Annotated in this window: 15 protein-coding genes, 1 other RNA gene and 1 pseudogene; 7 read left to right on the top strand and 10 right to left on the bottom strand. The window is 56.1% G+C overall.

The features are described 5' to 3' along the window. Positions 1 to 142 precede the first annotated feature (142 nt). From ACHPFG_RS27170 to qatC, 7 genes are all read left to right on the top strand, one after another. Entirely contained in the window at positions 143 to 2935 is a 2793-nt protein-coding gene (locus tag ACHPFG_RS27170) for a class I SAM-dependent DNA methyltransferase (protein WP_431700939.1), read from the top strand. Further along, entirely contained in the window at positions 2932 to 3993 is a 1062-nt protein-coding gene (locus tag ACHPFG_RS27165; RefSeq protein WP_431700937.1) for a PDDEXK nuclease domain-containing protein, read from the top strand. Before ACHPFG_RS27170 ends, ACHPFG_RS27165 begins: the two co-directional genes overlap by 4 nt. After that, entirely contained in the window at positions 3990 to 6104 is a 2115-nt protein-coding gene (locus tag ACHPFG_RS27160) for a DEAD/DEAH box helicase (RefSeq protein WP_431700935.1), read from the top strand. The genes ACHPFG_RS27165 and ACHPFG_RS27160 overlap by 4 nt, the downstream gene beginning before the upstream one ends. Then, a complete protein-coding gene (locus ACHPFG_RS27155) occupies positions 6097 to 7287 on the top strand; it encodes a GIY-YIG nuclease family protein (protein WP_431700934.1) in 1191 nt (396 codons plus the stop codon). Before ACHPFG_RS27160 ends, ACHPFG_RS27155 begins: the two co-directional genes overlap by 8 nt. A gap of 395 nt (positions 7288 to 7682) precedes the next feature. Then, entirely contained in the window at positions 7683 to 9479 is a 1797-nt protein-coding gene (locus ACHPFG_RS27150) for a KAP family P-loop NTPase fold protein (RefSeq protein WP_192230235.1), read from the top strand. A 236-nt stretch (positions 9480 to 9715) separates the two neighbouring features. Beyond that, positions 9716 to 10231 carry a hypothetical protein gene (locus tag ACHPFG_RS27145; RefSeq protein ID WP_083294002.1) on the top strand — a complete coding sequence of 172 codons (516 nt, stop codon included), beginning with the start codon at positions 9716 to 9718 and terminating at the stop codon, positions 10229 to 10231. A 188-nt stretch (positions 10232 to 10419) separates the two neighbouring features. Further along, positions 10420 to 11538: a Qat anti-phage system QueC-like protein QatC gene (qatC, locus tag ACHPFG_RS27140; protein ID WP_318652996.1), complete on the top strand. Its 1119-nt coding sequence runs from the start codon at positions 10420 to 10422 to the stop codon at positions 11536 to 11538. Here qatC and ACHPFG_RS27135 read toward each other — a convergent pair. From ACHPFG_RS27135 to ssrA, 10 genes and pseudogenes are all read right to left on the bottom strand, one after another. Next, entirely contained in the window at positions 11511 to 11837 is a 327-nt protein-coding gene (locus ACHPFG_RS27135) for a hypothetical protein (protein WP_192230245.1), read from the bottom strand. The two genes, qatC and ACHPFG_RS27135, sit on opposite strands and share 28 nt — an antisense overlap. Then, a complete protein-coding gene (locus ACHPFG_RS27130) occupies positions 11834 to 12814 on the bottom strand; it encodes an integrase domain-containing protein (RefSeq protein WP_192230251.1) in 981 nt (326 codons plus the stop codon). Before ACHPFG_RS27130 ends, ACHPFG_RS27135 begins: the two co-directional genes overlap by 4 nt. Further along, the gene (locus ACHPFG_RS27125) at positions 12792 to 13151 is read right to left on the bottom strand and encodes a hypothetical protein (RefSeq protein WP_192230247.1); all 360 of its coding nucleotides are present in this window, start codon (positions 13149 to 13151) and stop codon (positions 12792 to 12794) included. Before ACHPFG_RS27125 ends, ACHPFG_RS27130 begins: the two co-directional genes overlap by 23 nt. Then, positions 13135 to 14535, bottom strand: coding sequence for a YfjI family protein (locus tag ACHPFG_RS27120; protein ID WP_192230249.1), 1401 nt, complete (start codon positions 14533 to 14535; stop codon positions 13135 to 13137). Before ACHPFG_RS27120 ends, ACHPFG_RS27125 begins: the two co-directional genes overlap by 17 nt. Positions 14536 to 15561: 1026 nt before the next feature. After that, positions 15562 to 15861 (bottom strand): annotated as a pseudogene (locus ACHPFG_RS27115) (integrase); the annotation flags it as partial. Positions 15862 to 15902: 41 nt separating this feature from the next. Next, the gene (locus tag ACHPFG_RS27110; RefSeq protein WP_431700930.1) at positions 15903 to 17258 is read right to left on the bottom strand and encodes an McrC family protein; all 1356 of its coding nucleotides are present in this window, start codon (positions 17256 to 17258) and stop codon (positions 15903 to 15905) included. A gap of 15 nt (positions 17259 to 17273) precedes the next feature. Further along, positions 17274 to 19655: an McrB family protein gene (locus tag ACHPFG_RS27105; RefSeq protein WP_431700929.1), complete on the bottom strand. Its 2382-nt coding sequence runs from the start codon at positions 19653 to 19655 to the stop codon at positions 17274 to 17276. 53 nt (positions 19656 to 19708) lie between these two features. Continuing rightward, complete coding sequence (locus ACHPFG_RS27100; protein ID WP_431700927.1) at positions 19709 to 19987, bottom strand: YgjP-like metallopeptidase domain-containing protein; 279 nt, start codon at positions 19985 to 19987, stop codon at positions 19709 to 19711. Positions 19988 to 20149: 162 nt separating this feature from the next. Then, positions 20150 to 21406 carry an integrase domain-containing protein gene (locus ACHPFG_RS27095; protein ID WP_431700925.1) on the bottom strand — a complete coding sequence of 419 codons (1257 nt, stop codon included), beginning with the start codon at positions 21404 to 21406 and terminating at the stop codon, positions 20150 to 20152. Positions 21407 to 21593: 187 nt separating this feature from the next. Beyond that, positions 21594 to 21990, bottom strand: a transfer-messenger RNA (tmRNA) gene (ssrA, locus tag ACHPFG_RS27090). Between the last annotated feature and the right edge of the window lie 39 nt (positions 21991 to 22029).

The following is a 22029-nucleotide window of genomic DNA, read 5'->3' as shown; positions in this document are numbered from 1 at the left end:
CTTGTTCGAGGCTATCGGGGTTATCATGTCAGACCGTGGCCGGCACGAAGGTTGAAGCACTCAAGTGGCCTAGTCATCATCCGCAAAATTAACGGCTTAATTCGCCGTACTCGTTCATACGCGATCTGGACAGTGGTAAATCATGAATGCAGTAGAAATTGAGTCCGCTATTTCGGACCTGGCCCTTGAGCCCTTTGACGCGGCGGAGTTTCCGTTTGTCTTCCTAGCTGCTTTTGGCAATAAGGAAACAGCCCTCAAACGCTTGCGTGCTGGCAACAACAACGCTTCCGACGTGTCTGGTGGCGTGCTACTGCGCAGCAACATTCATATCGCCTCATGCGAGTCTGGTAGCGTGGGCGAAACGCTCAAGTCATTGCGCGCCAGCCCGGCCACCACAAAAGCCAAAGCCAAGTTCATCCTTGCCACCGACGGGCAAACGCTGGAGGCCGAAGAGCTAATCACGGGCGAAACCATCACCTGCGACTATCCAGACCTTCCCAACCACTTTGGTTTCCTGCTGCCGTTGGCCGGCATCTCCACCATCAAGGAGATCAAGGACAATCCCATCGACGTGCGCGCCACCAGCCGCCTGAACAAGTTGTACGTCGAGCTACTGAATGAAAACCCAGACTGGGCTAAAGCCGAACGCCGCCATGACATGAACCACTTTATGGCGCGGCTGATTTTCTGCTTCTTTGCCGAAGACACCGATATCTTTGATGGCGATAGCCTGTTCACACGTAGTGTGGAACGCTGGAGCGAGCGCGACGGATCTAACACCAACGAGGTGCTGTCGGAAATCTTCCGTGCCATGAACATCAAACAGGCCGAGCGCGCCACTGCTCAGCGGCGTCTGCCCAGTTGGGCCAACACCTTCCCTTATGTGAATGGCGGGCTGTTCTCTGGTAGCACCGAAGTACCGCGCTTTACGCGAATGGCGCGCACTTACCTGCTGCACGCTGGCAACCTGAACTGGCAAAAAATTAACCCGGATATCTTCGGCAGCATGATCCAGGCGGTGGCCGATGATGAAGAGCGCGGCGCACTGGGCATGCACTACACCAGCGTACCCAATATCCTCAAGGTTCTGAACCCGCTATTCTTGGATGATTTACGTCTGCAACTGGACGCGGCCGGTGACAACAAATCCAAGCTGCTGAACCTTCGCAAGCGTATGGCGCGTATCCGCGTATTTGACCCAGCCTGCGGCTCCGGCAACTTCCTCGTCATCGCTTACAAGCAGATGCGCGAGATCGAGGCAGAGATTAATAGTCGTCGAGGCGAAGCCAACAATAAATCGGAAATCCCTCTGACCAATTTTCGCGGCATCGAGCTGCGCGACTTTCCGGCAGAAATTGCCCGGCTGGCGCTGATCATTGCTGAGTTTCAGTGCGACGTGTTGTATCGCGGTCAGCAGGATGCTCTGGCTGAGTTTTTACCGCTGGACTCACAAAACTGGATTGTTTGCGGCAACGCACTGCGGCTCGACTGGCTAAGCATTTGCCCGCCAACTGGGACCGGAGTGAAAGTGGTGGCCGATGACCTGTTTGGCACGCCACTTAATCAGTCGGAAATCGACTTTGCTAATGAAGGTGGTGAGACTTTCATCTGCGGAAACCCCCCTTATCTTGGAAGCAAATGGCAATCGGAGGAACAGAAGTCTGACCTGGCGGCGGTGTTCGCAGGCCATGGCACAGGATGGAAGACTCTAGATTATGTGGCTGGTTGGTTCATGAAAGCTGCAGGTTATGGGGCAAAAACATCCGCTGCAACGGCATTTGTATCAACAAACTCTATCTGCCAAGGAGTACAGGTTCCAATACTTTGGCCACTTGTATTCGCAACTGGTCATCAGATTGCCTTCGCTTACACATCATTCAAGTGGGCAAATCTGGCCAGCCACAATGCTGGGGTCACGGTAGCAATCGTGGGCATTTCAGGGAATGTAGCGCGGCCAAAAACTCTGTTCACTACTTTGGACAAGAACGAAGTCAGTGCGAAGCAAGTTTACAATATCAACGCTTACCTTGTGCCAGGCCCAGACATCGTTATCCAACCGCTGCGGACATCCATGGCAGGTTGCGCATATATGGATCTGGGCAACATGCCCAAAGACGGCGGGTACCTACTATTTTCAGGGGCTGAAGCCGACGAAGCACTGAGGCGCGAGCCATCCATCGCGAAATATGTCTTCGACTTTGTCGGGTCACAGGAGTTTGTCAAAGGTATCGTTCGAAAATGCCTCTGGATCGAAGATGAGCAGGCAGAGGAAGCCAAGCGCTTGCCATTAGTGGCCGAACGTCTTGAGGGCGTACGCGTAATGCGTTTGGCCAGTGATGCTGAGTCCACACGTGCTTATGCAGATCGCGCGCATCGTTTCAAACAAATTCAGGGGCGCGGACTGACATCGTCAATCGTTGTACCCAAAGTTTCGTCCGAGTCTCGAGGGTATCTCCCAGTAGGCTTGCTAACGGCCCACTCAGTAGTGTCCGACAACGCTTTTGCACTGTATGACGCTCCACTCTGGAACATGGCGCTGATTGCCTCCCGCTTGCACCTGGTCTGGATTGGCACCGTCTGCGGAAAAATGAAAACCGACTTTCGCTATTCGAACACCCTAGGCTGGAACACCTTCCCTGTTCCCTTACTTACCGAACAGAGTAAGGCAGACTTGACCCGTTGCGCCGAGGACATTCTGCTGGCCCGCGAAGCTCATTTTCCAGCCACGATTGCCGACCTGTACGATCCAGACTCCATGCCGGAAAACCTGCGCCACGCACACGAGCGCAACGATGAAGTGCTGGAGCGTATCTATATCGGTCGTCGCTTTAAGAACGACACCGAACGGCTGGAAAAGCTGTTTGACCTCTACACCAAGATGACAGCTGATACAGCGAAGGCCACGCCGAAAAAACCACGAGGAAAGATGGCATGAGCGACACCTCTGCTAGCCTGACAACCCCACCCGAGGGCTACGGCGAGTGGCTGGCCGACCTCAAAAGCCGCATCCACAACGCCCAGCAGCGTGCCACGCTGGCTGTAAACCGCGAACTGGTGTACCTGTACTGGCAGATCGGCAAAGATATTTTGACCCGGCAGGCACAACAGGGCTGGGGCGCCAAGGTGATCGAGAGACTGGCACACGACTTACGTAACGCCTTTCCTGAGATGAAGGGATTTTCCCGTGCCAACCTAATGTATATGCGAGCCTTTGCCGAGGCTTGGCCGGATGCCGCAATTGTCCAACAGGCTGTTGGACAATTGCCCTGGGGGCATAACCTGGTGTTGCTGACCAAGCTGAAAGACCCACAGCAGCGCCTGGCCTATGCCCAGAGCGCGGTTGCGCATGGCTGGTCGCGTAATGTACTGAACATCCATATCGAAACCCGCCTGCTGGAGCGCAGTGGTGCAGCGGTCACTAACTTCGATGTCAGCTTGCCCAAGGCGCAGTCCGACCTTGCCCGCGAGTCGCTGAAAGATCCTTATCGTTTTGACTTCCTAGGTCTGCGCGATGAAGCGCAAGAGCGCGAGATCGAACATGCCTTGGTCAAGCACGTCACCGAGTTTCTGTTGGAACTGGGCGCAGGCTTTGCATTTGTCGGGCGGCAGGTACTGCTGGATGTAGGTGGTGACGAGTTCTTCATCGACTTGCTGTTCTACCACCTCAAGCTGCGCTGCTATGTAGTGATCGAGCTCAAGGCCGGCAGGTTCAAGCCCGAGCACCTAGGCCAGCTTGGGTTTTATATGACGGCTTTGGATCGCCAGGTCAAAGGTGAACACGACACCCCCACCATCGGCCTTTTGCTCTGCAAGAGCAAAAACAAGATCGTGGCCGAATATGCGCTGGGCGATAAGACTCAGCCCATGGGCATTGCCGAGTACAAATTGCTCGAATCGCTGCCTGCCGAATTGCAAACCAGCCTGCCCAGCATTGAACAGATTGAACGTGAACTTGCAGGCGACGGCACCCTCATGGAGGATGAATCACAGTGACTAACACTACCAACCCGACCAACAGCTACACGGTGCCGTCGGTATCCATTGCTACAGCGCACACTGGCGCCTCCAGCAAGGCCAATGAGTTGGGTATGCGTACCATGCAGGAACGTGCCTATGCCAAGCGCGGCGAACAGTACTTGCTGATCAAGTCGCCCCCAGCATCAGGTAAGTCCCGTGCCCTGATGTTTATAGCGCTGGATAAGCTGCATAACCAGGACTTGCAACAGGCAATTGTCGTCGTGCCAGAGCGCTCCATTGGCGGCAGTTTCGCCGATGAGCCGCTGAGCAAGTTTGGTTTTTACTGGGACTGGCAAGTAGCTCCGCAGTGGAACCTATGCAATGCACCAGGCATTGACGAGCCGAGAGTGGCCAAGTCCAAGGTCGAGGCCGTACGCGCTTTCCTGAATAGCCCCGACAAAATATTGGTCTGCACCCATGCCACCTTCCGGTTTGCCGTGGAAGATTTGGGTATCGAAGCTTTCGACAACCGCCTGATCGCCATCGACGAGTTCCACCACGTTTCCGCTAACCCGGACAACAAATTGGGTGGCCAGCTAAGTGCGTTGATCAGCCGCGATAAAGTGCATTTGGTCGCCATGACGGGCTCTTATTTCCGTGGCGACAGCGAAGCCGTGCTGGCGCCGGCGGAAGAAAGCAGGTTTGAGACGGTGACTTACACCTACTACGAACAGCTCAATGGCTACCGCTGGCTCAAGTCGCTGGACATCGGCTACTTCTTCTACACGGGCAAGTATGTGGATGCTGTCGCCAAAGTGCTGGACCCAGTGCTGAAAACCATCGTACATATTCCTCATCCTGCTGCGCGTGAAAGCCTCAAAGACAAGGGGCGTGAGGTCAACGAGATCATGGGTTCGCTGGGCGATTGGCAGGGTGTCGACCCAGTTACCGGCTTCCACCTCATCAAAGCCAAAGATGGTCGCACACTGAAAGTGGCTGACCTGGTGGATGACAGCGACGCGTCTAGGCGCTCCAAAGTGCTCAATGCACTGAAGGACCCTATGCAGAAGAACAACCGAGACAACGTGGATGTGATCATCGCGCTGGGCATGGCGAAGGAAGGCTTCGACTGGATCTGGTGCGAGCATGCGCTGACCATTGGCTACCGTTCGAGCCTGACCGAAATTGTGCAAATCATCGGCCGCGCCACGCGTGATGCTGAGGGCAAGGAGCGCTCGCGCTTCACCAACTTGATAGCTGAGCCTATGGCCGACCAAGCTGCTGTAGCCGAAGCAGTGAATGATATGCTCAAGGCCATTTCCGCCAGCCTGCTGATGGAACAGGTGCTCGCCCCGCGCTATGAGTTCAGTCCGAAAGATACCGGGCCGAAAGACGGTTTTATTTACAACGGTGGCGAGGGCTATCAATCAGGTGGCACCAATCTGGGCGTGAATGAAGCCACAGGCCAGTACCATGTCGAAATCAACGGTCTGACCACGCCGCAAAGCACAGAAGCCTCGCGCATCTGCAAAGAAGATTTGAACGAAGTGGTAACCAGCTTCCTGCAGGACAAAACCGTGCTGGAACGCGGCCTATTCGACAAGGAAAACACCCTACCCGAAGAGCTGACCCAACTGCGCATGGGCAAGATCGTGCGCGAGCGTTACCCCGACTTGAGCGACGTCGACCAGGAAGCAATCCGTCAGCATGCCATCGCGGCCATGAACATTACCCAACAGGCCAAATTGATGTTGGCTCAGACCGATGCCAGCGAGAGTGGCGCCTTACAAGGCAGTACGTCTCTGCTGGACGGCGTGCGCAAATTCGTCAACGTGCGCGAGCTAGACATTGATCTGATCGACCGCATCAACCCTTTTGAAGCCGCCTATGCGGTGCTGGCTAAGGCGATGGATGAAAAATCCCTACGCCAAGTGCAGGCCAGCATTGCAGCCAAGAAGGTGAGCATTCCTGAAAGCGAAGCACGAGACTTAGCAATGCGTGCCCTGCAGTTCAAAAACGAGCGTGGCCGGCTGCCAGACATCAACTCCGCCGATGCCTGGGAGAAACGAATGGCTGAAGGCGTGGTTGCGTTCGCACGTTACCGTGCCCAAGCCAAAGCGGCACAGGGAGAGTCCGCTAATGGCTAAGATGAACGATGACGACCTACTGAATGCGCTAGGGGTAGAAGTACCCTCGCTAAAGACAGCCACTCGAACCCCTCGCGAAGAACGCATCATCGCTGGCTTCGAGGACATTCAGCGCTTCTATCAGACCCATGGCAGCGCCCCACTACATGGTGAAGACCGCGACATCTTTGAGCGCTTGTACGCCGTGCGATTGGATCAGCTTCGCAAGTTACCGGAAGTACAAGCCCTACTGGCAGGCTTGGATAGTCACGGCCTACTGTCAGGTTCTGTGGTAGCCACGGTAAATGTGAATGACCTGGATGAGGACGCCTTGCTCGCCGAGCTGGGCGTCGGCAGTGAGTCCGTCGACCAAGACGACATCACCGTGCTGCGGCATGTACGTTCCAGTGCGGCAATAAAGGCGGCAGAAGAAATTGCCGCCCGGAACCCATGTAAAGACTTCGAGAGATTTAAGCCACTGTTTGACGAGGTGGAAGCAGGCCTCAAGCAAAAACTATGGGTAACCAAGCCCTTTGGCAAGAACGCCAGCATCGAGGTCGGGGACTTCTTCATTCTGAGCGGACTCATTGCCTATGTCGCCGAGGTGGGAGACACCTACAAGACGCCGAATGCGGAGACGAATGGGCGTCTGCGGGTCATCTACTCCAATGAGACAGAAAGCGATCTGCTATTACGATCCTTGCAGCGGGCGCTCTACAAAGACGGTGACGGGCGTGCAGGGTCTCGGATCATCAAGGTAGACTCTGGCCCACTGTTCAGCGACATAACCGAGCCGGACGACATCGAGACTGGCACCATTTATGTGCTACGCAGCCTGTCCAACCATCCCTACGTAGCCGAGCACCGCGAGCTGATCCACAAGATCGGCGTAACCGGTGGCCGAGTGGAAACGCGTATCGCGGCGGCGGCGAAAGATGCCACCTACCTGCTGGCCGATGTGGAAGTGGTCGCAACTTACAAGCTTCACAACCTGAACCGCACCCGGCTGGAAAACATCTTCCACCGCTTGTTCGGCGCAGCGCAGCTGGACTTGACCATCGAAGACCGCTTCGGCCATTCAGTCAAACCTAGGGAGTGGTTCCTGGTGCCGCTGCATGTGATTGATGAAGCGGTTGAGCGCATTCGAGATGGGTCAATTACCGATGTGGTCTACGATCCCCACTCGGCTCGCCTGGTCAGCTAAAGACACTGATGAGGTAAACGATGACTAGATCGATGTCGCGCGCTTGCACGCGACATCGATCTAGTCTGATCCCGAAACTCCTCTGGGCGTCCGCTAAATTGTTCTGCTTACTGCAAGTGGCGCTACTGCCGATGTCAGTATGGTATGCACGATATCTACAGATCCCGGCTTTCATGCCGCCGTTCGTTCTGCTTTACGTTTTCTCTTTCCTGAGCTTTGCCTACGGCTATACGGCCCGACGGACTTATAGGAAGGGGTGTTATTCACTAGATGTCGAAATAGTGGCATTGAATCGCTTTTTAACGAATGATGGCGGTTATGAAAGCGATGCTGCGTGTCTGTGGCAGTAAGTCCAGCTCGTAAGCAAGGGATGCTCCGCAAGCAAGGAGGCACAGATGTGGGCTGATGTCGATACAAAAAGCGATTTTCTGAATTACTCAGAAGTGGCGGATCTGGTTGTGGACGTCATCCGTGATCCGTCCATGCGACCGGTTACCATAGGCGTGTTCGGTTCCTGGGGTACTGGGAAGTCCACGCTGCTCAATCTGATCGAGCATGGACTGAACCCTCCTCGGGGAGCGTCTGAATTCGTCGTCGTTCGTTTTGACGCCTGGTTGTATCAGGGCTTCGATGACTCCCGCGCCGCGCTGATGGAGGTCATCGCCTCCACTCTTATCGACGCTGCCGAAGAAACCAGCTTTCTTCCTGAAGCGAAGAAGCTTTTTGCGCGGGCAAACAAAATGCGAATGCTTGGTCTTATGGTCGAAGGCGGAGCGCTTGCTTTGGGTATGCCAGCTTTCGGTTTTGGTGCGAAAGGGGTGGAGGCTCTGGGGAAGCTCTTTTCCGGTGAAGCGGATCATGACTCGTTAGGAACTCTCAAAGATGAAGGTGGTAAGGCGAAGGACAGCTTTACCGGGCTGCTTGGCCCAGAAAAGCAGCAAACTCCCCCCCAACAGATCGAGGCGTTCCGAAAGGAGTTTTCAAATGTCCTCATCGGTCTCGACAAAACGTTGGTCGTTTTTGTCGACAACTTAGATCGCTGCTTGCCCAAGCAGACGATCCATACCTTGGAGGCTCTGCGTCTATTCCTCTTCATGAACCATACGGCTTTTGTCGTGGCGGCAGATGAGGAGATGGTTCGCCATTCGGTCAGTGAGCATTTCAAAGATCCTGGTGATCGTCATGTGACTGATTACTTGGATAAACTTATTCAAGTGCCTGTTCGTGTGCCAAGGTTAGGCGTTCAGGAGGTTCGGGCGTACCTATTCATGCTGTTTGCCTCGGCCGGTAACAAGGTCCCTGGCGAGCACATCGAGGCCTTGAGAGTCGGGCTTGAAGATAACTTGCGCAAGGCATGGAGAGACGAGCCCATCAGCACAGAGAGGGCCTTAGAGTTGCTGGGCTCTAATGTGCCTGTGGAAGTTGCCGAAGCTTTTCCGATTGCTGATCGAATTGCGCCAATGCTCGCAAGCTCCAGCTCCGTGTTGGGTAACCCCAGAATCGTGAAGCGTATGCTCAACGTCGTTCGAATGAGGGTACGGGTAGCAGCACTGCGTGAAATGCCTGTAAACGAGGCCCTAATCGCCAAGGTAGCTCTTTTTGAGCGTTGCATGGAGGAGAAAGCGGTCGCCCATCTTTACTCGATGATAAATAGTGCTGCCGGCGGCAAACCTGAAGTGTTGGCCGAACTGGAGGGACTACTGGAAGACCCCGTGAAATTTACGGAGGCTTGTCCGGATTTATGGACCAAAGTAGACCTCGTGCGAGATTGGATCAGGCTCGAACCGCAGCTTTCGACTGTAGACCTTCGTCCGGTCGTTTATCTGAGCAGGGAAACCACTCCCTTACGGGTATTGCGCGCAGGTCTTTCTGCTGATGCGGCTGAAGCGCTTGCTGTGCTCAAACGGACGTCCAACACCTCGTCACCTTCTGCAAAAGCTGCTCTACAAACCATATCCGGTGGTGAGCACGCGGCGGTCATGACCCAGTTAATTGAATCGATGCGGTCGCATTCTGAGTGGACAAGCAAGCCAGTCGGCTTCGACGGTGCGCAGTTGCTTGCCGAGAAGTCACCCGAAGCCGGTGCGCTGCTATCGGACTTCATTCACACCGTAATGCCGGACAAAATTCGGCCTTGGCTCAGCAGCAAGCTTAAGGGCGCGAGCTGGTACAAGGAGCGGGAGAAGAAGTAATGGGAACCTCTACGTCAAGCAAAGGGCCTGGGGGTAATTCTCCATTTGTGCCTGGGTGGGTGGACACCGATGGGCAGCAGGTACCCGAGGCTCCTCCGCAGCGATTTAAAGACTTCCGCACAAATCTGGGGAGATTCGTCTCGACAGGAGACGGCGATTACCTTCGCTCTGCGATAAGCAGCTATGCAGGCGGTGCAACCGGTGGCAGTGGCATTGGACCTGCTCGGTTTGGCTCCATGGCCGGAGCCGGTGGAGCCTTATTTGGTGCGATGGCCACATTGAGGGAAGGGCATTCCCCTCTGGGGCTGGATCTCGCTGCGTTGAACGGCCAGGACACGGACATTGCTATCGACATGATCGTGCAGGCGCTTGCCACTGAGGACGGCGATTCTGATCGCGTTCGGGTTGCGATGAACGAGGCGCTTTCTGAATGCCTAGAGGGTTACCAAGAGTTTGATTTCGCGAGCATCACTGACGAGATGCTTGTACAGATGATGCTGGTGTACGTCACCAAATGCGTGTTTGGACAAGTGGTGCTTGATTCGAACGATGCGTTCGCAAAAGCTGAATCACCTGGCCAAGTCGAGCAGGCCGAGAAGGAACTGTACTCTCTCGTTGAATCGGTGACCGACAAGCACATGCGTCCCTTGTTGGGAGGCAGTCTGAAAGCGCTCTCCAGCAAACAAATTGAAAAGATTCAGATGGCCGCCATCCGCGAAGTGTGGAGTGAATGGGAGGCATACCAAGAGTGACAGACCTCATTTTCCATCACGAAGCTGATCAGCTTCGCTCGCAAACGGCTAATGAAATTCCCGTACTGATGTACGGCAGTCGCCCACCGACGCGGGGCACTTGCTCTATAGGGGGGCCAGTTCGCGCTGCAGTGAGGCGTTTGGGTGCTCCGGTCAGTAGAACCGGGTTCGATTTGTTGACTATAGCCATGGCCGTAACAGCCGCAGATACTTTTGTTGATAAAGCAGACGCTGATGATGGTTGGGCCCGGGACCTTCGTTTATTCATCCCCATCGCTGATCCGCAACTTTGGCAGGCCGCGATACCGCTTTTACAGAAGGCTCTGCATTTCTTAAGCGGCGATCTTTGGGAGATCATCCTATTGCCTGATGGACCCAGACAGCTCACGTCTCAGAACCGTGGTCGCATCACCGTTATGGCCGGCCACGATTGCGTCAGTTTGTTCTCGGGGGGGATGGATAGCGGCATTGGAGCGTTGAATTTATTAGCAGAGGGCAGACGCCCATTGTTGATAAGTCATGCATATCGAGGTGACTCGGAAAAGCAAATCATGGTTCGGGATCATCTACCGGTGGAGGTCTCAAGATTCGCTGCGGTGGCAAATCCGGTGTCCTTGACTGGGAGAAAAACCGATGTGCAGATGCGCACTCGAAGCTTCAATTTCCTCGCTTATGGTGCACTGGTTGGGGCCACACTGGCGCAGCTACGAGTCACTGGCACACCAGTAGAACTTTTCGTTCCCGAGAACGGGCTCATTGCGCTGAACCCTCCAATGACTGCTCGCCGCATTGGCGCGTTGAGTACTAGGACGACGCACCCACATTTTTTGGGCCTATTCCAAAAAATTCTGGATACGGTCGGCCTGCCTGTACGAGTCGAGAATCCGTACGCGCTTCAGACGAAGGGAGAGATGCTTTCTAGGTGTTTAGATCAAGCGAACTTGAGGGTCCTAGCATCGGAAACGGTATCGTGTGGTAAGTGGAAGCGGACACACCAGCAGTGTGGTAAGTGCGTCCCGTGCGTCATCCGACGCGCCTCGTTCCACGCTGCCGGAATGACGGACGGCACCGCGTACCATGCCAGAGGAGCGGATCTGACTTCAGTAGTTCGGGATGCGAATGCCAGAGATGATCTGATGGCCATGATCCTGGCAGCCCGCAGATTGCCCGCAGAGGATGTCGCGAAATGGGTGCGTCAATCCGGCCCGCTTCCACTCCACCGCCAGTCTCGTGATTATTTAATAGATGTGGCCAGCAGAGGCATGGGAGAGGTTAGAAACTACCTATGGTCTCTTGGTCTGCTCTGAAGGGAGCTGTAATCTTGAGGTGCCAGATCAGAAATTTTCTGGCCGTTCCCTAATCGCTTCCAGACCAATAGGGCGGTGAGCCGATAGTAATACCGGGTAGCATCGGAATGGTCTTTCAGGTACTGAGTGAGAAACCAGCGCACGTGCTTGATCTGCCAGGTCCAGGGATTGTCTCGCTGCCATCGTTGTTGAATGGCCGCTTGCATGATTCGGGCTTGGCGCAGGTGGCGTTGCTGCGTGGCCGTCGAGCCAGTCAGGACGCCGCTCAGGAACAGCGCCATATCGAAGGGCTTGGTCACGCTCTCCCTCCAATGTAGGCCGAAACCACATCGATCCGGTTATGACCGAGTTCAAGGCTGATCTGTTGGCGCACCTGTTGATCCAGGTCGCGGTCAATGCGATAGCAGTGGCCACCATTGACTGGTGCGGCGTGGCCCGTGAGCTGCTCGTAACGCTCGCAGGCGTAGGCCGCTCGCAGTTCATGGAAACCCTTCAGCCCGTGTTCATGCAGCGTTTGGCGTGCGGGGAGCACGGTCTGATGCAGGAATGCGGCGTAGCTTTCGTCTCGGGCCAGCAAGTTACGGCTGCCGGTCGGCGACGCCTTACGAGCCAGCAGCAGTGCCGCCTTAACCTCTTCATTGGCCACGACCCATCGCGGCGCTGAAGCGCCTGAGCGGCCGCCTTTGGTGCCGTCCTGGATGTTGATGCGGCCTAAGTGTTCGGCTTCGCGGTGCAAGCGTGGCAGGTCAGCCAGGATTGCTTCGCGTAGGCGCATGCCGGTTGCTCGGGCCAACAGGACAATCGCCGCCACCCGCTCGTGTTGCCGTTCGCCAAGCACCTCAAACACTCGCCGCACCTGTTGGCGGTCTTGGCCATCCGGGGCGCGGGTGCGTGCGGTCGAGCGCTTCTGTCCCAACGCCTGGCTCGGGCTGGCGATCCTCACATCTTGATCACCGCGCAGCGCCGCGAGGGTGCGGTTGACGCTGCTCAGGCGGTTCTGCGCGGTGGCGATGCAGAGTTCACCTTGCTGGATCTGCTGGCGCAGGTAAGCGGCGTAGTCTTGTAGTGTGCGTCGATTGATCTGACGCGCATCGTTGTAACCGGGGCCGTCCTCTGACCGACACCAACGCACGAACGCTTGCCAGCGATCGCTATGCGCTTTGACCGTAGCGAAGTGGCCGCCGGCAAACAGATCCTTGAGCGCTTGTGGGCCGGCGTAGCTCAGCTGGCGGCCATAGCCAAAGTTGCGACCCTCACGCCGACCGACCAAGGCCATTGTCATCACCGTTTTCGTTCGTTTGCAGAAAGAGCAGCAGGGCTTTCCAGTGAGGGCTGAGCCTGTCCATCTGCCGCCAGTGTGTCGGGCGGATCAGGAGGGCGTTCTCCTGGTGTTGCAGCAGTGCTCCTTCCTCACGCAGTTGCTCGATCAGTCGGGCGAGGTAGGCAGGGTCCAAGGGTGGTGTGGCGACAGCGGCGACAGTGGCGACAGCCCGCGTCGTTTCTGGCCTGGTGCGTGGCGACAGGGTGGCGACAGCGGCGGCGACACGCCGCGATTCTGGCTGCGGTTGATGTTGCGCCTGGTAGCGGCGCACCGCGTCATTGAGGCGAAACATGGCGGACCTCGAAAGTTTTTCCGTCGCGGCTGCTCAGCCAGCGATGAGTGATCAGTACGACCAATAAAGAGGCGGTATGGTCAGCGCTCTTGCGGGCAAAACGAGGGCCGTTGCGATTGACGTCACGGATGGTGAAGTGGGTCCAGCCTTTCTGCACCAGCCAGCGCAGCAGCCGATCTGCTTCCTCGCGTCGGCTATTGACCGGCTCCTGTTCGGTCAGGCGCTGAATCTCGGCCAGGTAGTAATCCATCAACGTGGAGGCGCGCTGGATGTGTGCTTCGTCCAAGGCACTGGCCTCTTCAACCATGGCCAGTACACCTGCGATGCGCAGCACATTCGCCGCCGCCTTGCTCGCGACAGGCTGGACGCCGGCCAGCTCGCCGAACTCGCCCGACTGGCACTCGATGGTGTCGTGAATATCGATCCAGGCCCGTCGGGCCCGGGGAGTCAGCTCCAGCGTGGTGGGATTGAGTGAGCCATCCTGGTGAAGCAACCAGGGCTTTTGCAGCAGGGCGGTGATCCGCTGCTGGTAGCGCTGGACTTTGGCATCCCGGCTCAAGTCGATCGCCCTATAGAGCCGCTGGCCGGCCAGGCGCTCGGGCCAACTGATCAGACAACGGCCCAGGATGCCTTGGCCATTGATCACCGGGTCTTTGAACAGTTGGTTGGCCAGGTAGGGTTGCAGCATCAGATGCAGGCTGAGGCGGCGGTCATAGGCCCGCAGGCTTTCTCCGGCCATGGAGCGCGCCCGGTCGATCGGGCTGCCATCCCACAGCATCGACAAGGTGGTGATTGCCTTGAGCAGATTCTCTTTGCTCATGGTGCTGCTACCCAAGAATTGGCCACCTTCATCATTGAACAAACCCATGCTGGGCAAGCCATGGCACAGGCTTTTGACCAGGGCCTCGATGGTCGGTTCGGCAATGATCAGTCTTGGCGGTACCGGTTCGGACTGCTCACCGCCTTCCGCCTCCGCGTGTTTCTTTGCGGTTTTGGGCTTGGCCATGATGTTGCTGGCGGCGCGATAGGCTTTGAGCTTTTCCGCATACTGGGTCCACTGCTGTCGTTCCCAGTCGCGCGCCGCCTTCAGTGCCAGATGGTCCACCGCGCTTTTGCGATCACCCGAGGACGCCACCGTCAGTAGGTAAAGGGACAGCGGATAGGTTCGACCGTCGAGTTGGACATTGGCATGACCCTGGCTCACCAGGGCAGTAGTAGCCAGTATCGATTGAGCGGCCATGGCGCAGGGCACGCCGATCACCTCGGCCAGTCGTTCGACCGCAGGGCCCAACAGATCCCCTAGGGCTTCGACCGGGTACGGCAGTGGCGCCTGCTGGTATTCCAGCAAGGGTTGTGGTGGCTCGAACGCTTCACACAGTTGCATCGCCATTCTCCTGAGATGATCGACTTCGTCCTCACTCATCCCGCCACGGTTGCTGAGTGTTATCAGGGATCAAGGTCCCTGCGACCTGTGAGGTTTGTCCACTGACGCGGGACTGGCGGCTCTTTACAACCGAGAGCTTGGGCATCTCATGATCTGGCCTCCTGAACACCGATAGCGGTGGGCGGGTGGAGGCTGCACTGGCTGACGAGACCGGTGCCGCGAGATCCTGAGTCAGGTGAAGGCAGTGATGTGATGACCGGGGCATGCCTGACTGTCAGTCAGGGGCAGTCCATTTCATGGGCTGCGGCACCATCATCGGCATCGCTGTGGCGAGTGAGCATTCGGTGTTTGTCACGCCGATTGTCACGAGGGGGAAAGCCGCAAAGCCCCATGCGAGCGGGGCTGCAGCAATGTGAGATGCGCCCGTCTCTTTAGGGGGCAAAGAGACGGGCAAAAGGTTGGCGCAAGAAATGGCCAAGCGGATAAGTTGCTGCAGAACAGCCAGGAGGGGGCATGAGTTGCCGCAGTGGGCATTCTGGAAGAAGTGGCATCCATCACATCGCTGTGACCGTGCGAGCCGCCGGACGCTAATCGCACTTGGGGAGAACCACCACGATGTGGCGTAGCCTCAAAGGTTCTGGCTACCTGGGTACTGTCGAGGACAGCGCTTGTACGGTCTGGTTTAGCGCTCGTTCTGCTAGCGGTCAACAGTATTTTGGGGGTGACTCTTGCGCCAATCGGTAGCGCTGGAAGACCTTGGTGGCCGGTGGTTTTCCATGGCCGAGTGGTCGTTGGTCGGTTTTTAATGTGAGCCCATGCGAGTGGGAATGCGGAGCCTTCCCGCTCGCGTGGGCTTGGCCGAGAAGTCCCAAGAGAGAGGCTTACAGCGGCGACAGTCGCTACCTCTGTCGCCATGCTGCAGACCAGGTATTACGCAGGTTGTCGCCGGTGTCGCTGCTGTCGCCAAATCAACCTTCACTCCATCTGGGGAGTCATTTTCGGTTACCGGCGGCGTCCGGTGAGCGCTCACCGTATAGGCACGACATTGCAGTTCCTGGTGTCATTGATGGCAGTTGCCGACAGACTGCCCGTTGCTGCTTTTTGGATGTGCTCACTCCACCAAGTCATCATCGTACGTCGGCGCTCAATGTAGTCCGCTCGGTTGTAAGCGCTTCGGACTTCGTCCTTGTCGACATGCACCAGCGCGACTTCGATCTGCTCCGAATCCCAGCCATGCTCGTTCCGGATGGTGCTGGCTATGGCGCTCATGCCGCGGTTGACCGACCGGCCCTCGAAACCCATGCGTTTCAAGGCTATATTGGCGGTTTAGCTATTGCTGCTCTGGCAATCTACGAGTGGAACAGTTGTCAGTCGAATGCCGACAGCTCAAGTCTGAAAGTAGTTTCCCTCTGCGTGTCCTTGAACACTGCAGTAAACGGCGCACCGCCCGGAACCAAAAGCTGGCGTGACTTCAGGCAAAAGGGCAGCACCCATAATCTCAGACCCTTTATTTTAGGGAACTCGAATACTGATAGTGGCCGGTCGAATGCGGCCGTCTTGGGGTAAATCAGCACCACATCCCCCGTACCATTCAGGTAGCTCTGGCCGTAAGCCTGCAACTGGTAGAAGTCGCCTTGCGCGAGGCCGTACTTGCTCGTGCCATTGGCCTTCAGTCCATCCAGCAGTTTCCACTTTGCGTCAAGGACCAGCAGATCCTTGTTGGTATCCCGGATCAAAAGATCTGGCTTTAGACAAAACCAGTTCTGCTCTCGATGGCGAACCATGTGATGACTGCGTGCTTGGGTTTTCAGGACAAGCGGCCGCACCAGTTGTTTCGCGAGATGCTTGGATACAAACGCTTCGAATACTGCCTCCATCGGGAACAGCAGCGACGGAGCATTGTTACCGCCGCTGCCTGTCAGGGGGGACTGCTCGTCTAGGATCAACTTCGCCCAAGCCAACGCATCGCCGTAGTAACCCATGCCCCGATCGAGACGCACCTGCTGGAAATCGATCCGTGGCTGCGCTGATACTGGGACTTCTGCAAACACGAACTCCAACTCACGGGCCAGTTGCTGATGAGCCTGAGACGCCGACAGCATCAGCACTCGTCGCAAGGCGGCGTGTAGCAAGCGGTTTTCCGGGCGATCGATCGAAAACTCGTCGTGCTCTGTAAAGAATCGGTCCGCCCTATATAGGTTTTGCCGCAGATGCGATGCCATCATCAGCTTGCCGCGAAGTGCAAACAGGTTGTCCTGCCGACAGGAGTAGTTGCTGCGCAACCCTCGTTTGACGATGTGCCCCACCGCAAGCAGAAATTCGGCAATAAAAACCTCCAGCAAGGGCATTCGTGCCGCCGATAGCTTGGCGCTGTCTGTTTGAACGTGGCGGAAGCCTTGAAGACAGCAGAGCATCTCGATTAGAAGCTGACGTGCCTCGACCGCACCGCCGCCTATCGCTTTGCCGACCTTGGGCAGCACCTCTATCTGGTAACCGTCCGGTGCACGGATCACTCCGACAAAACTGGTGACCTGAACGACACGATGCCCATGCCGCTGAGTCAGGCGCAGCCATTGCGCACCACTTTCATTGGTGGCCCGCAGGCATTGGCGCTCAAGCCATCCGTATACCTGGTCCGGGATTGTGTGCAAACCCTCGGAAGACGCGTCCCCAGATGTCGCTGCTATCAGTACGTCAAATTCGTAGATCGAGATACCACTCACGCGCCCCCCCACGATTTAGGTCGACAACGTATGGTAGATGCCAATGTAGGCATCCGTATTAGAGAACGCAGCCTCCTGCACAGCGTAATGGCGCTTGGTGGAGTAGCTGTCCATGCCATGGTCGTTGCCGAACAGACGAGCTAAATCGTCCTCCTGATCTTGACCCTCTACAACAAAACATGCGGCGGGGGATTTCTGGTTGTCCGCCAATACAAGACGGATCTTTTGCCAATCCTCAAAAAAGTACTCTTCGAGCAGAGGCAGAATGCGGGTGCTGAACACTTGTTGCAATGCTACAAATCGTTCGTCCCCATCAGGCACCTGCGCCAACGGTGTGAAGTACGCATGGCCGATACAATGGTCTCGGTCGTAGAGCACCTCGATGCGCTGGTTTATGGCATCAAGCATGCGAGGCACATCGACCACCTGCTCGCCCAGGCTGATCCGAAGGCCTGAGAGCGGCGCACCTGGCTCATCGCGAGCGTCCGGCATCACCGACACAAACTCGAACCGGCGACGCAGCGCGGTATCCAGCAACGCAAGGGATCGGTCTGCCGTGTTCATTGTGCCGATAATATCGACATTGGCTGGCACCGAAAAACTTTCGCCGGAATACGGCAAAGCTACAGAAACGGCGTTCACAGCTCCTTCGCGTTTATCAGATTCGATCAAGGTGATCAGCTCGCCAAAGATTTTGCTGATGTTTCCCCGGTTGATCTCGTCAATCACCATCGCGAATTTCTGATCCGGTGCCAATCGCGCCTTCCTGCACAGATCCTTGAAGGCGCCCGCGCGGATCTCGTATTGGATTTCACCGGACTCTGCATCGCCATCGAGAACCGGCCGGAGTCCCTCTACGAACTCTTCGTAACCGTAAGATTGGTGGAAGGTGACGAAACTGTAACGTTTGATGTATTCGGCTGAGGGTGGACCGGCATCGTACTCGTCCACTAGCCTTTTCAGGTCGGCTGCTGCGTCCTCCCAATCCCCAGCAAGTATCCAGGACGAATCTGGTAGCTTGTCGAATACTGCCGGCGCCATTCGTTTGCTCATCTTGACGGTTTTAGATGATTCAATCGTGTGGTACTGCAGAGCGCCCCAAACGGTATTTCGCACATTCTTGTTCGCACTCTTCATGGCAGCAATAGCTTTCATGAAAGGGTGGTCAAGCAGTGTGTCGACACTCGCTTTGCCCCCCAGATGGTAGAGAGCCGCCGCAGCTGCCTCCCACCAGGTAAGGCCCAACGTTTTTTCGCCCACAAACTGATTTTGCCACTCTTCCTTGGATACGGAAGTCATGGCCTGCTCATACTCTCGCTTAAGCAGCTTCGACAACTCGTAGGTCTTCCCCGTGCCGGGCGGACCGTAGTAGATACGATTAATCGGGAACCTTACTACATCAGAATCGACCGTTTCGTCTTCGTCGGAATCATCGCCGTGTTCCACTGGATCGTCACGCAGTTGATCTGGCCAAAGTCCCGGTCTCTCCGTTTCAAGTACTGTCCAGTCGTCGAGGAAGCCACGATCGGCTGAAAGGGCTGCTTCGATCTTCGAGACGAGCTCCTCCGTCAGCGGTTCGCGGTGTAGCTTGGGTAACGCACCCACCTCTCGCGTCCATGAGAGCTTCCGCGTCCGAGTGCCTCGAATGACGCCAAGCACACCGACCGCGCGCTCACTTCCGGGATTTTTGCGGCCAAAGCGCACTTGGACACCTTTGTTCATGTGCCACCAGTCCAGACCAACCATGTGGACAGCCCGCGCTAATCGACAGAACAGCGCCTTGTCGTGTGGCGACCACGAGGCCCGGAAAGTCTGGAATGCAGGTTTACTATCGAAGTGCTTGAGAAGATCCTCGTCACTCAGTGCCATGCCCAGGTTCAGCTTGGCCACCACCTCGTCGTAGCGCAGCTTGAAGCTGCGGATCGCTTCGATACTCCACGAAATGAGCTGGTCCAGCGATTTTTCCAGACCATCGCCGGCGGGCATTTTGGTGACAAAGGGGGATGAGTTGTTATAGGTGCCGCGCAACGCTAAATAGGCTTTTCGCGTCGCATCCGACTCATCTAGTCCCACGGTATCGATCTTGACCACGAAGCCGTCATTGGCATCGATGCCTACGGTGTAGGCCAACTCCTTCGGCGCTTCGGACGAGGGGTAGATTTTTGCCCAATTATAGCCAGCGAAATTATTACCTTGGTTGGTAGGGCGCTTGCGAATCTCCACGCGGCCCATTGGAAACAACTCAGCCTTTAGCTTGTTCGCCCACGTTTCTGTTATCTCATAGGCTTTCTTCAGATCATTGTAGGCCCGGTTTTGTTCGGGGTTTGATTCGTCACGCTTTTGCCCGATCCACTTGTTCAGCAACTCGAAGTGTTCGGTGGTGAAATAGTCCGCCATGGTTCTCAGATCCCTTCGACATCAATTCCGTGTTCAGCCAGCCAAGTCTTTCGCTACGCGAAATCATGTATGGCGCGCTCCACGCGTAAACAGAACGCGGGAGTATGGTACGGCTCGCGCAGATGAGCTACCTCCTGAGCTACCCCGAATTGAGCGATACGTGTCGGTATTAGGATCGCCTTCCAGTGGAAGTACAGACAGTCGTCCTTAGTACAGGAACCCGACGATAATCCAGGTCCTGAACCATCACGCCCGTCGGCGGCACCTCCATCTGCGATTGGCAGTCGCCCACGCGGCTCGATAGCCAGGCCTTCGCACGTGCGCTGTACCATCGGATGAAGTGCTCGCGCACAATGGGTCGCCATCACACTGAGGCATTTTCAGGTCGACAGTGTATTCGCAAAGGCGAGTGCAATTGATGCCTAAACGAGACCTCGAGAAAGTCATCGTTTTCTCTAAGGCGTCATTTTGGCCGCTGGTGCGTTAGGTGGGCCTCATCGTATAGGCACGACGTTGCTGTCCCTGATTTGATTGATCGCAGATGCCGACAGGCTACCCGTTGCCGCCTTCTGAATATGCTCACTCCACCAAGCCATCATTGGGCGTCGGCGCTCAATGTAGTCCGCACGGTTATAGGCACTTCGAACTTCATCCTTGTCGACATGTGCCAGGGCGACTTCGATCAGCTCTGGATCCCAGCCATGCTCGTTCAGGATAGTGCTGGCCATTGAGCGCATGCCGTGGCTGACCAAGCGGTCCTGGAAGCCCATGCGTTTCAACGCCATATTGGCGGTCTGGCTGTTAGCGTGGGTGCGCGGGTTTCTATCTGCCGGGAACACATATTCCCTGTGACCGCTGTGGGACTTGAGAGTCTCCAGTAGCGCGAGTGCCTGGTCGGACAACGGGATGGTGTGCGGCCGACGTTTTTTCATGCGCTCCGGCGGGATGGTCCAGATGCGCTTGTCAAAGTCGATGTCTGCCCATCGGGTAGTCGCCGCTTCAGCAGGGCGGGTCATAGTGTGTAGCTGCCATTCGATCAGGCAGCGGGTCGTCCGCTTGATGCTGGCATTCGCGACTTCCATCATGAGCTCCGGAAGCTCATCAGGTGGTAGCGCTGCCATGTTCTCTTTCTTAGGTTTCTTGAACACCGCTCGAATGCCGCTGAGAGGGTTGGCAAAGATCATTCCGGAATTGACCCCGTAGGTCATGATCTCGTTAAGGCGCTGGCTCACTCGCTTAACTGTCTCGAGGCTGCCTTTGGCCTCAATCGGACGAAGGAGCTTGATGACCATCGGGGCGCTGACTTCCGAGAGAGGCGTTGATTTCATGCTCGGAAAAACATGCAGTGTGAGGGAGCGCCAAATATCTTCGGCATACGCCGGCGTGACGGAATCCTTCTTCAGCTCGAACCAGGCGGTGGCCACGTTCTCGAAGGTGTGTTCCGTTTCCGCTCGTTTGGCTTCCTGCAGCTCATTGCGCTGAGCTTTTGGGTCGATGCCCTGTGCAAGCAGCTGTCTTGCCTCAACGGTTTTCTTCCTCGCTTGCGCAAGAGAAACCTCGGGATAAGAGCCGAATGCCATGTTGATTCGATTCTTGGTGACGGGATGCCGGTAGTTGAAATTCCACTGCATCGAGCGATTGACCCTGACTCGCAGCTGGAGCCCGTCGCCATCCGTGAGGACGTAATCCTTGTTTTTCGGTTTGACCGCCTTGAGCTGGCGGTCGGAGAGGCGGGTAGTTTGAGCGCACATGAGAAGTACTCCATGACACCTTTTGGTATTCCCAAGATTAGCGCCGGGTAGCCGGGAATACCATTGGGAATACCAAACCGTCTGGAACTCAAAAAACCTGGAAAGCCCCCCGTAGCCCTGAAACCCCCGTATTCACTGGATTTCAGGCACAAAAAAAGACGTCCGTGGACGTCTTTAGATGATGAAGTGGTGGAGCCGGGGGGATTTGAACCCCCGTCCGCCAGTACTCCGCTGTCGGTACTACATGCGTAGCCGTTTCTATTAAGTTAACCCTCAGCGACCCGAAGGGCAGGGTGCTTTGGGCGAGTTGTGTAAGTTTTAGCCGCTTCGTCCACAACGTACTGCACGGCGATTCTGTTCTATATGACAATCACTTTGGGTTTACAGACATCCCCTGGTGATTGCTGGACCCGAAGGTACCAGAAGCTCAGGTCTAAGGCTGCTTACGCAGCGATAGCGAATTCCTGGCCGTAGTTTTCGTCATTGGCAACTATAAGTAGTTGCAACAGTGGATTTACGAGTTCTGTTACCAACTCGGCATGCACCTAAAGTTTCGCGACCGGCGTCGAATCCTAAACGGCCCCGTGCTTGTAACTCGTTGTTTCATAGTGAGTGACAAGCCT

The sequence above is a fragment of the Pseudomonas sp. BR20 genome, from assembly GCF_050780135.1.
In the GTDB taxonomy this organism is placed as follows: Bacteria; Pseudomonadota; Gammaproteobacteria; order Pseudomonadales; family Pseudomonadaceae; genus Aquipseudomonas.
This window is presented reverse-complemented; position numbering and strand designations above follow the sequence as displayed.

What these genes read in the sequence shown, in the direction of transcription:
- ACHPFG_RS27145 (WP_083294002.1), top strand. Translation starts at nt 9,716, where the DNA reads ATGGCCGGAGCCGGTGGAGCCTTATTTGGTGCGATGGCCACATTGAGG.
- qatC (WP_318652996.1), top strand. Translation starts at nt 10,420, where the DNA reads ATGGCCGTAACAGCCGCAGATACTTTTGTTGATAAAGCAGACGCTGAT.
- ACHPFG_RS27150 (WP_192230235.1), top strand. Translation starts at nt 7,683, where the DNA reads ATGTGGGCTGATGTCGATACAAAAAGCGATTTTCTGAATTACTCAGAA.
- ACHPFG_RS27100 (WP_431700927.1), bottom strand. Translation starts at nt 19,987, where the DNA reads ATGGTACAGCGCACGTGCGAAGGCCTGGCTATCGAGCCGCGTGGGCGA.
- ACHPFG_RS27125 (WP_192230247.1), bottom strand. Translation starts at nt 13,151, where the DNA reads ATGTTTCGCCTCAATGACGCGGTGCGCCGCTACCAGGCGCAACATCAA.
- ACHPFG_RS27170 (WP_431700939.1), top strand. Translation starts at nt 143, where the DNA reads ATGAATGCAGTAGAAATTGAGTCCGCTATTTCGGACCTGGCCCTTGAG.
- ACHPFG_RS27155 (WP_431700934.1), top strand. Translation starts at nt 6,097, where the DNA reads ATGGCTAAGATGAACGATGACGACCTACTGAATGCGCTAGGGGTAGAA.
- ACHPFG_RS27165 (WP_431700937.1), top strand. Translation starts at nt 2,932, where the DNA reads ATGAGCGACACCTCTGCTAGCCTGACAACCCCACCCGAGGGCTACGGC.
- ACHPFG_RS27120 (WP_192230249.1), bottom strand. Translation starts at nt 14,535, where the DNA reads ATGCAACTGTGTGAAGCGTTCGAGCCACCACAACCCTTGCTGGAATAC.
- ACHPFG_RS27095 (WP_431700925.1), bottom strand. Translation starts at nt 21,406, where the DNA reads ATGTGCGCTCAAACTACCCGCCTCTCCGACCGCCAGCTCAAGGCGGTC.
- ACHPFG_RS27130 (WP_192230251.1), bottom strand. Translation starts at nt 12,814, where the DNA reads ATGGCCTTGGTCGGTCGGCGTGAGGGTCGCAACTTTGGCTATGGCCGC.
- ACHPFG_RS27105 (WP_431700929.1), bottom strand. Translation starts at nt 19,655, where the DNA reads ATGGCGGACTATTTCACCACCGAACACTTCGAGTTGCTGAACAAGTGG.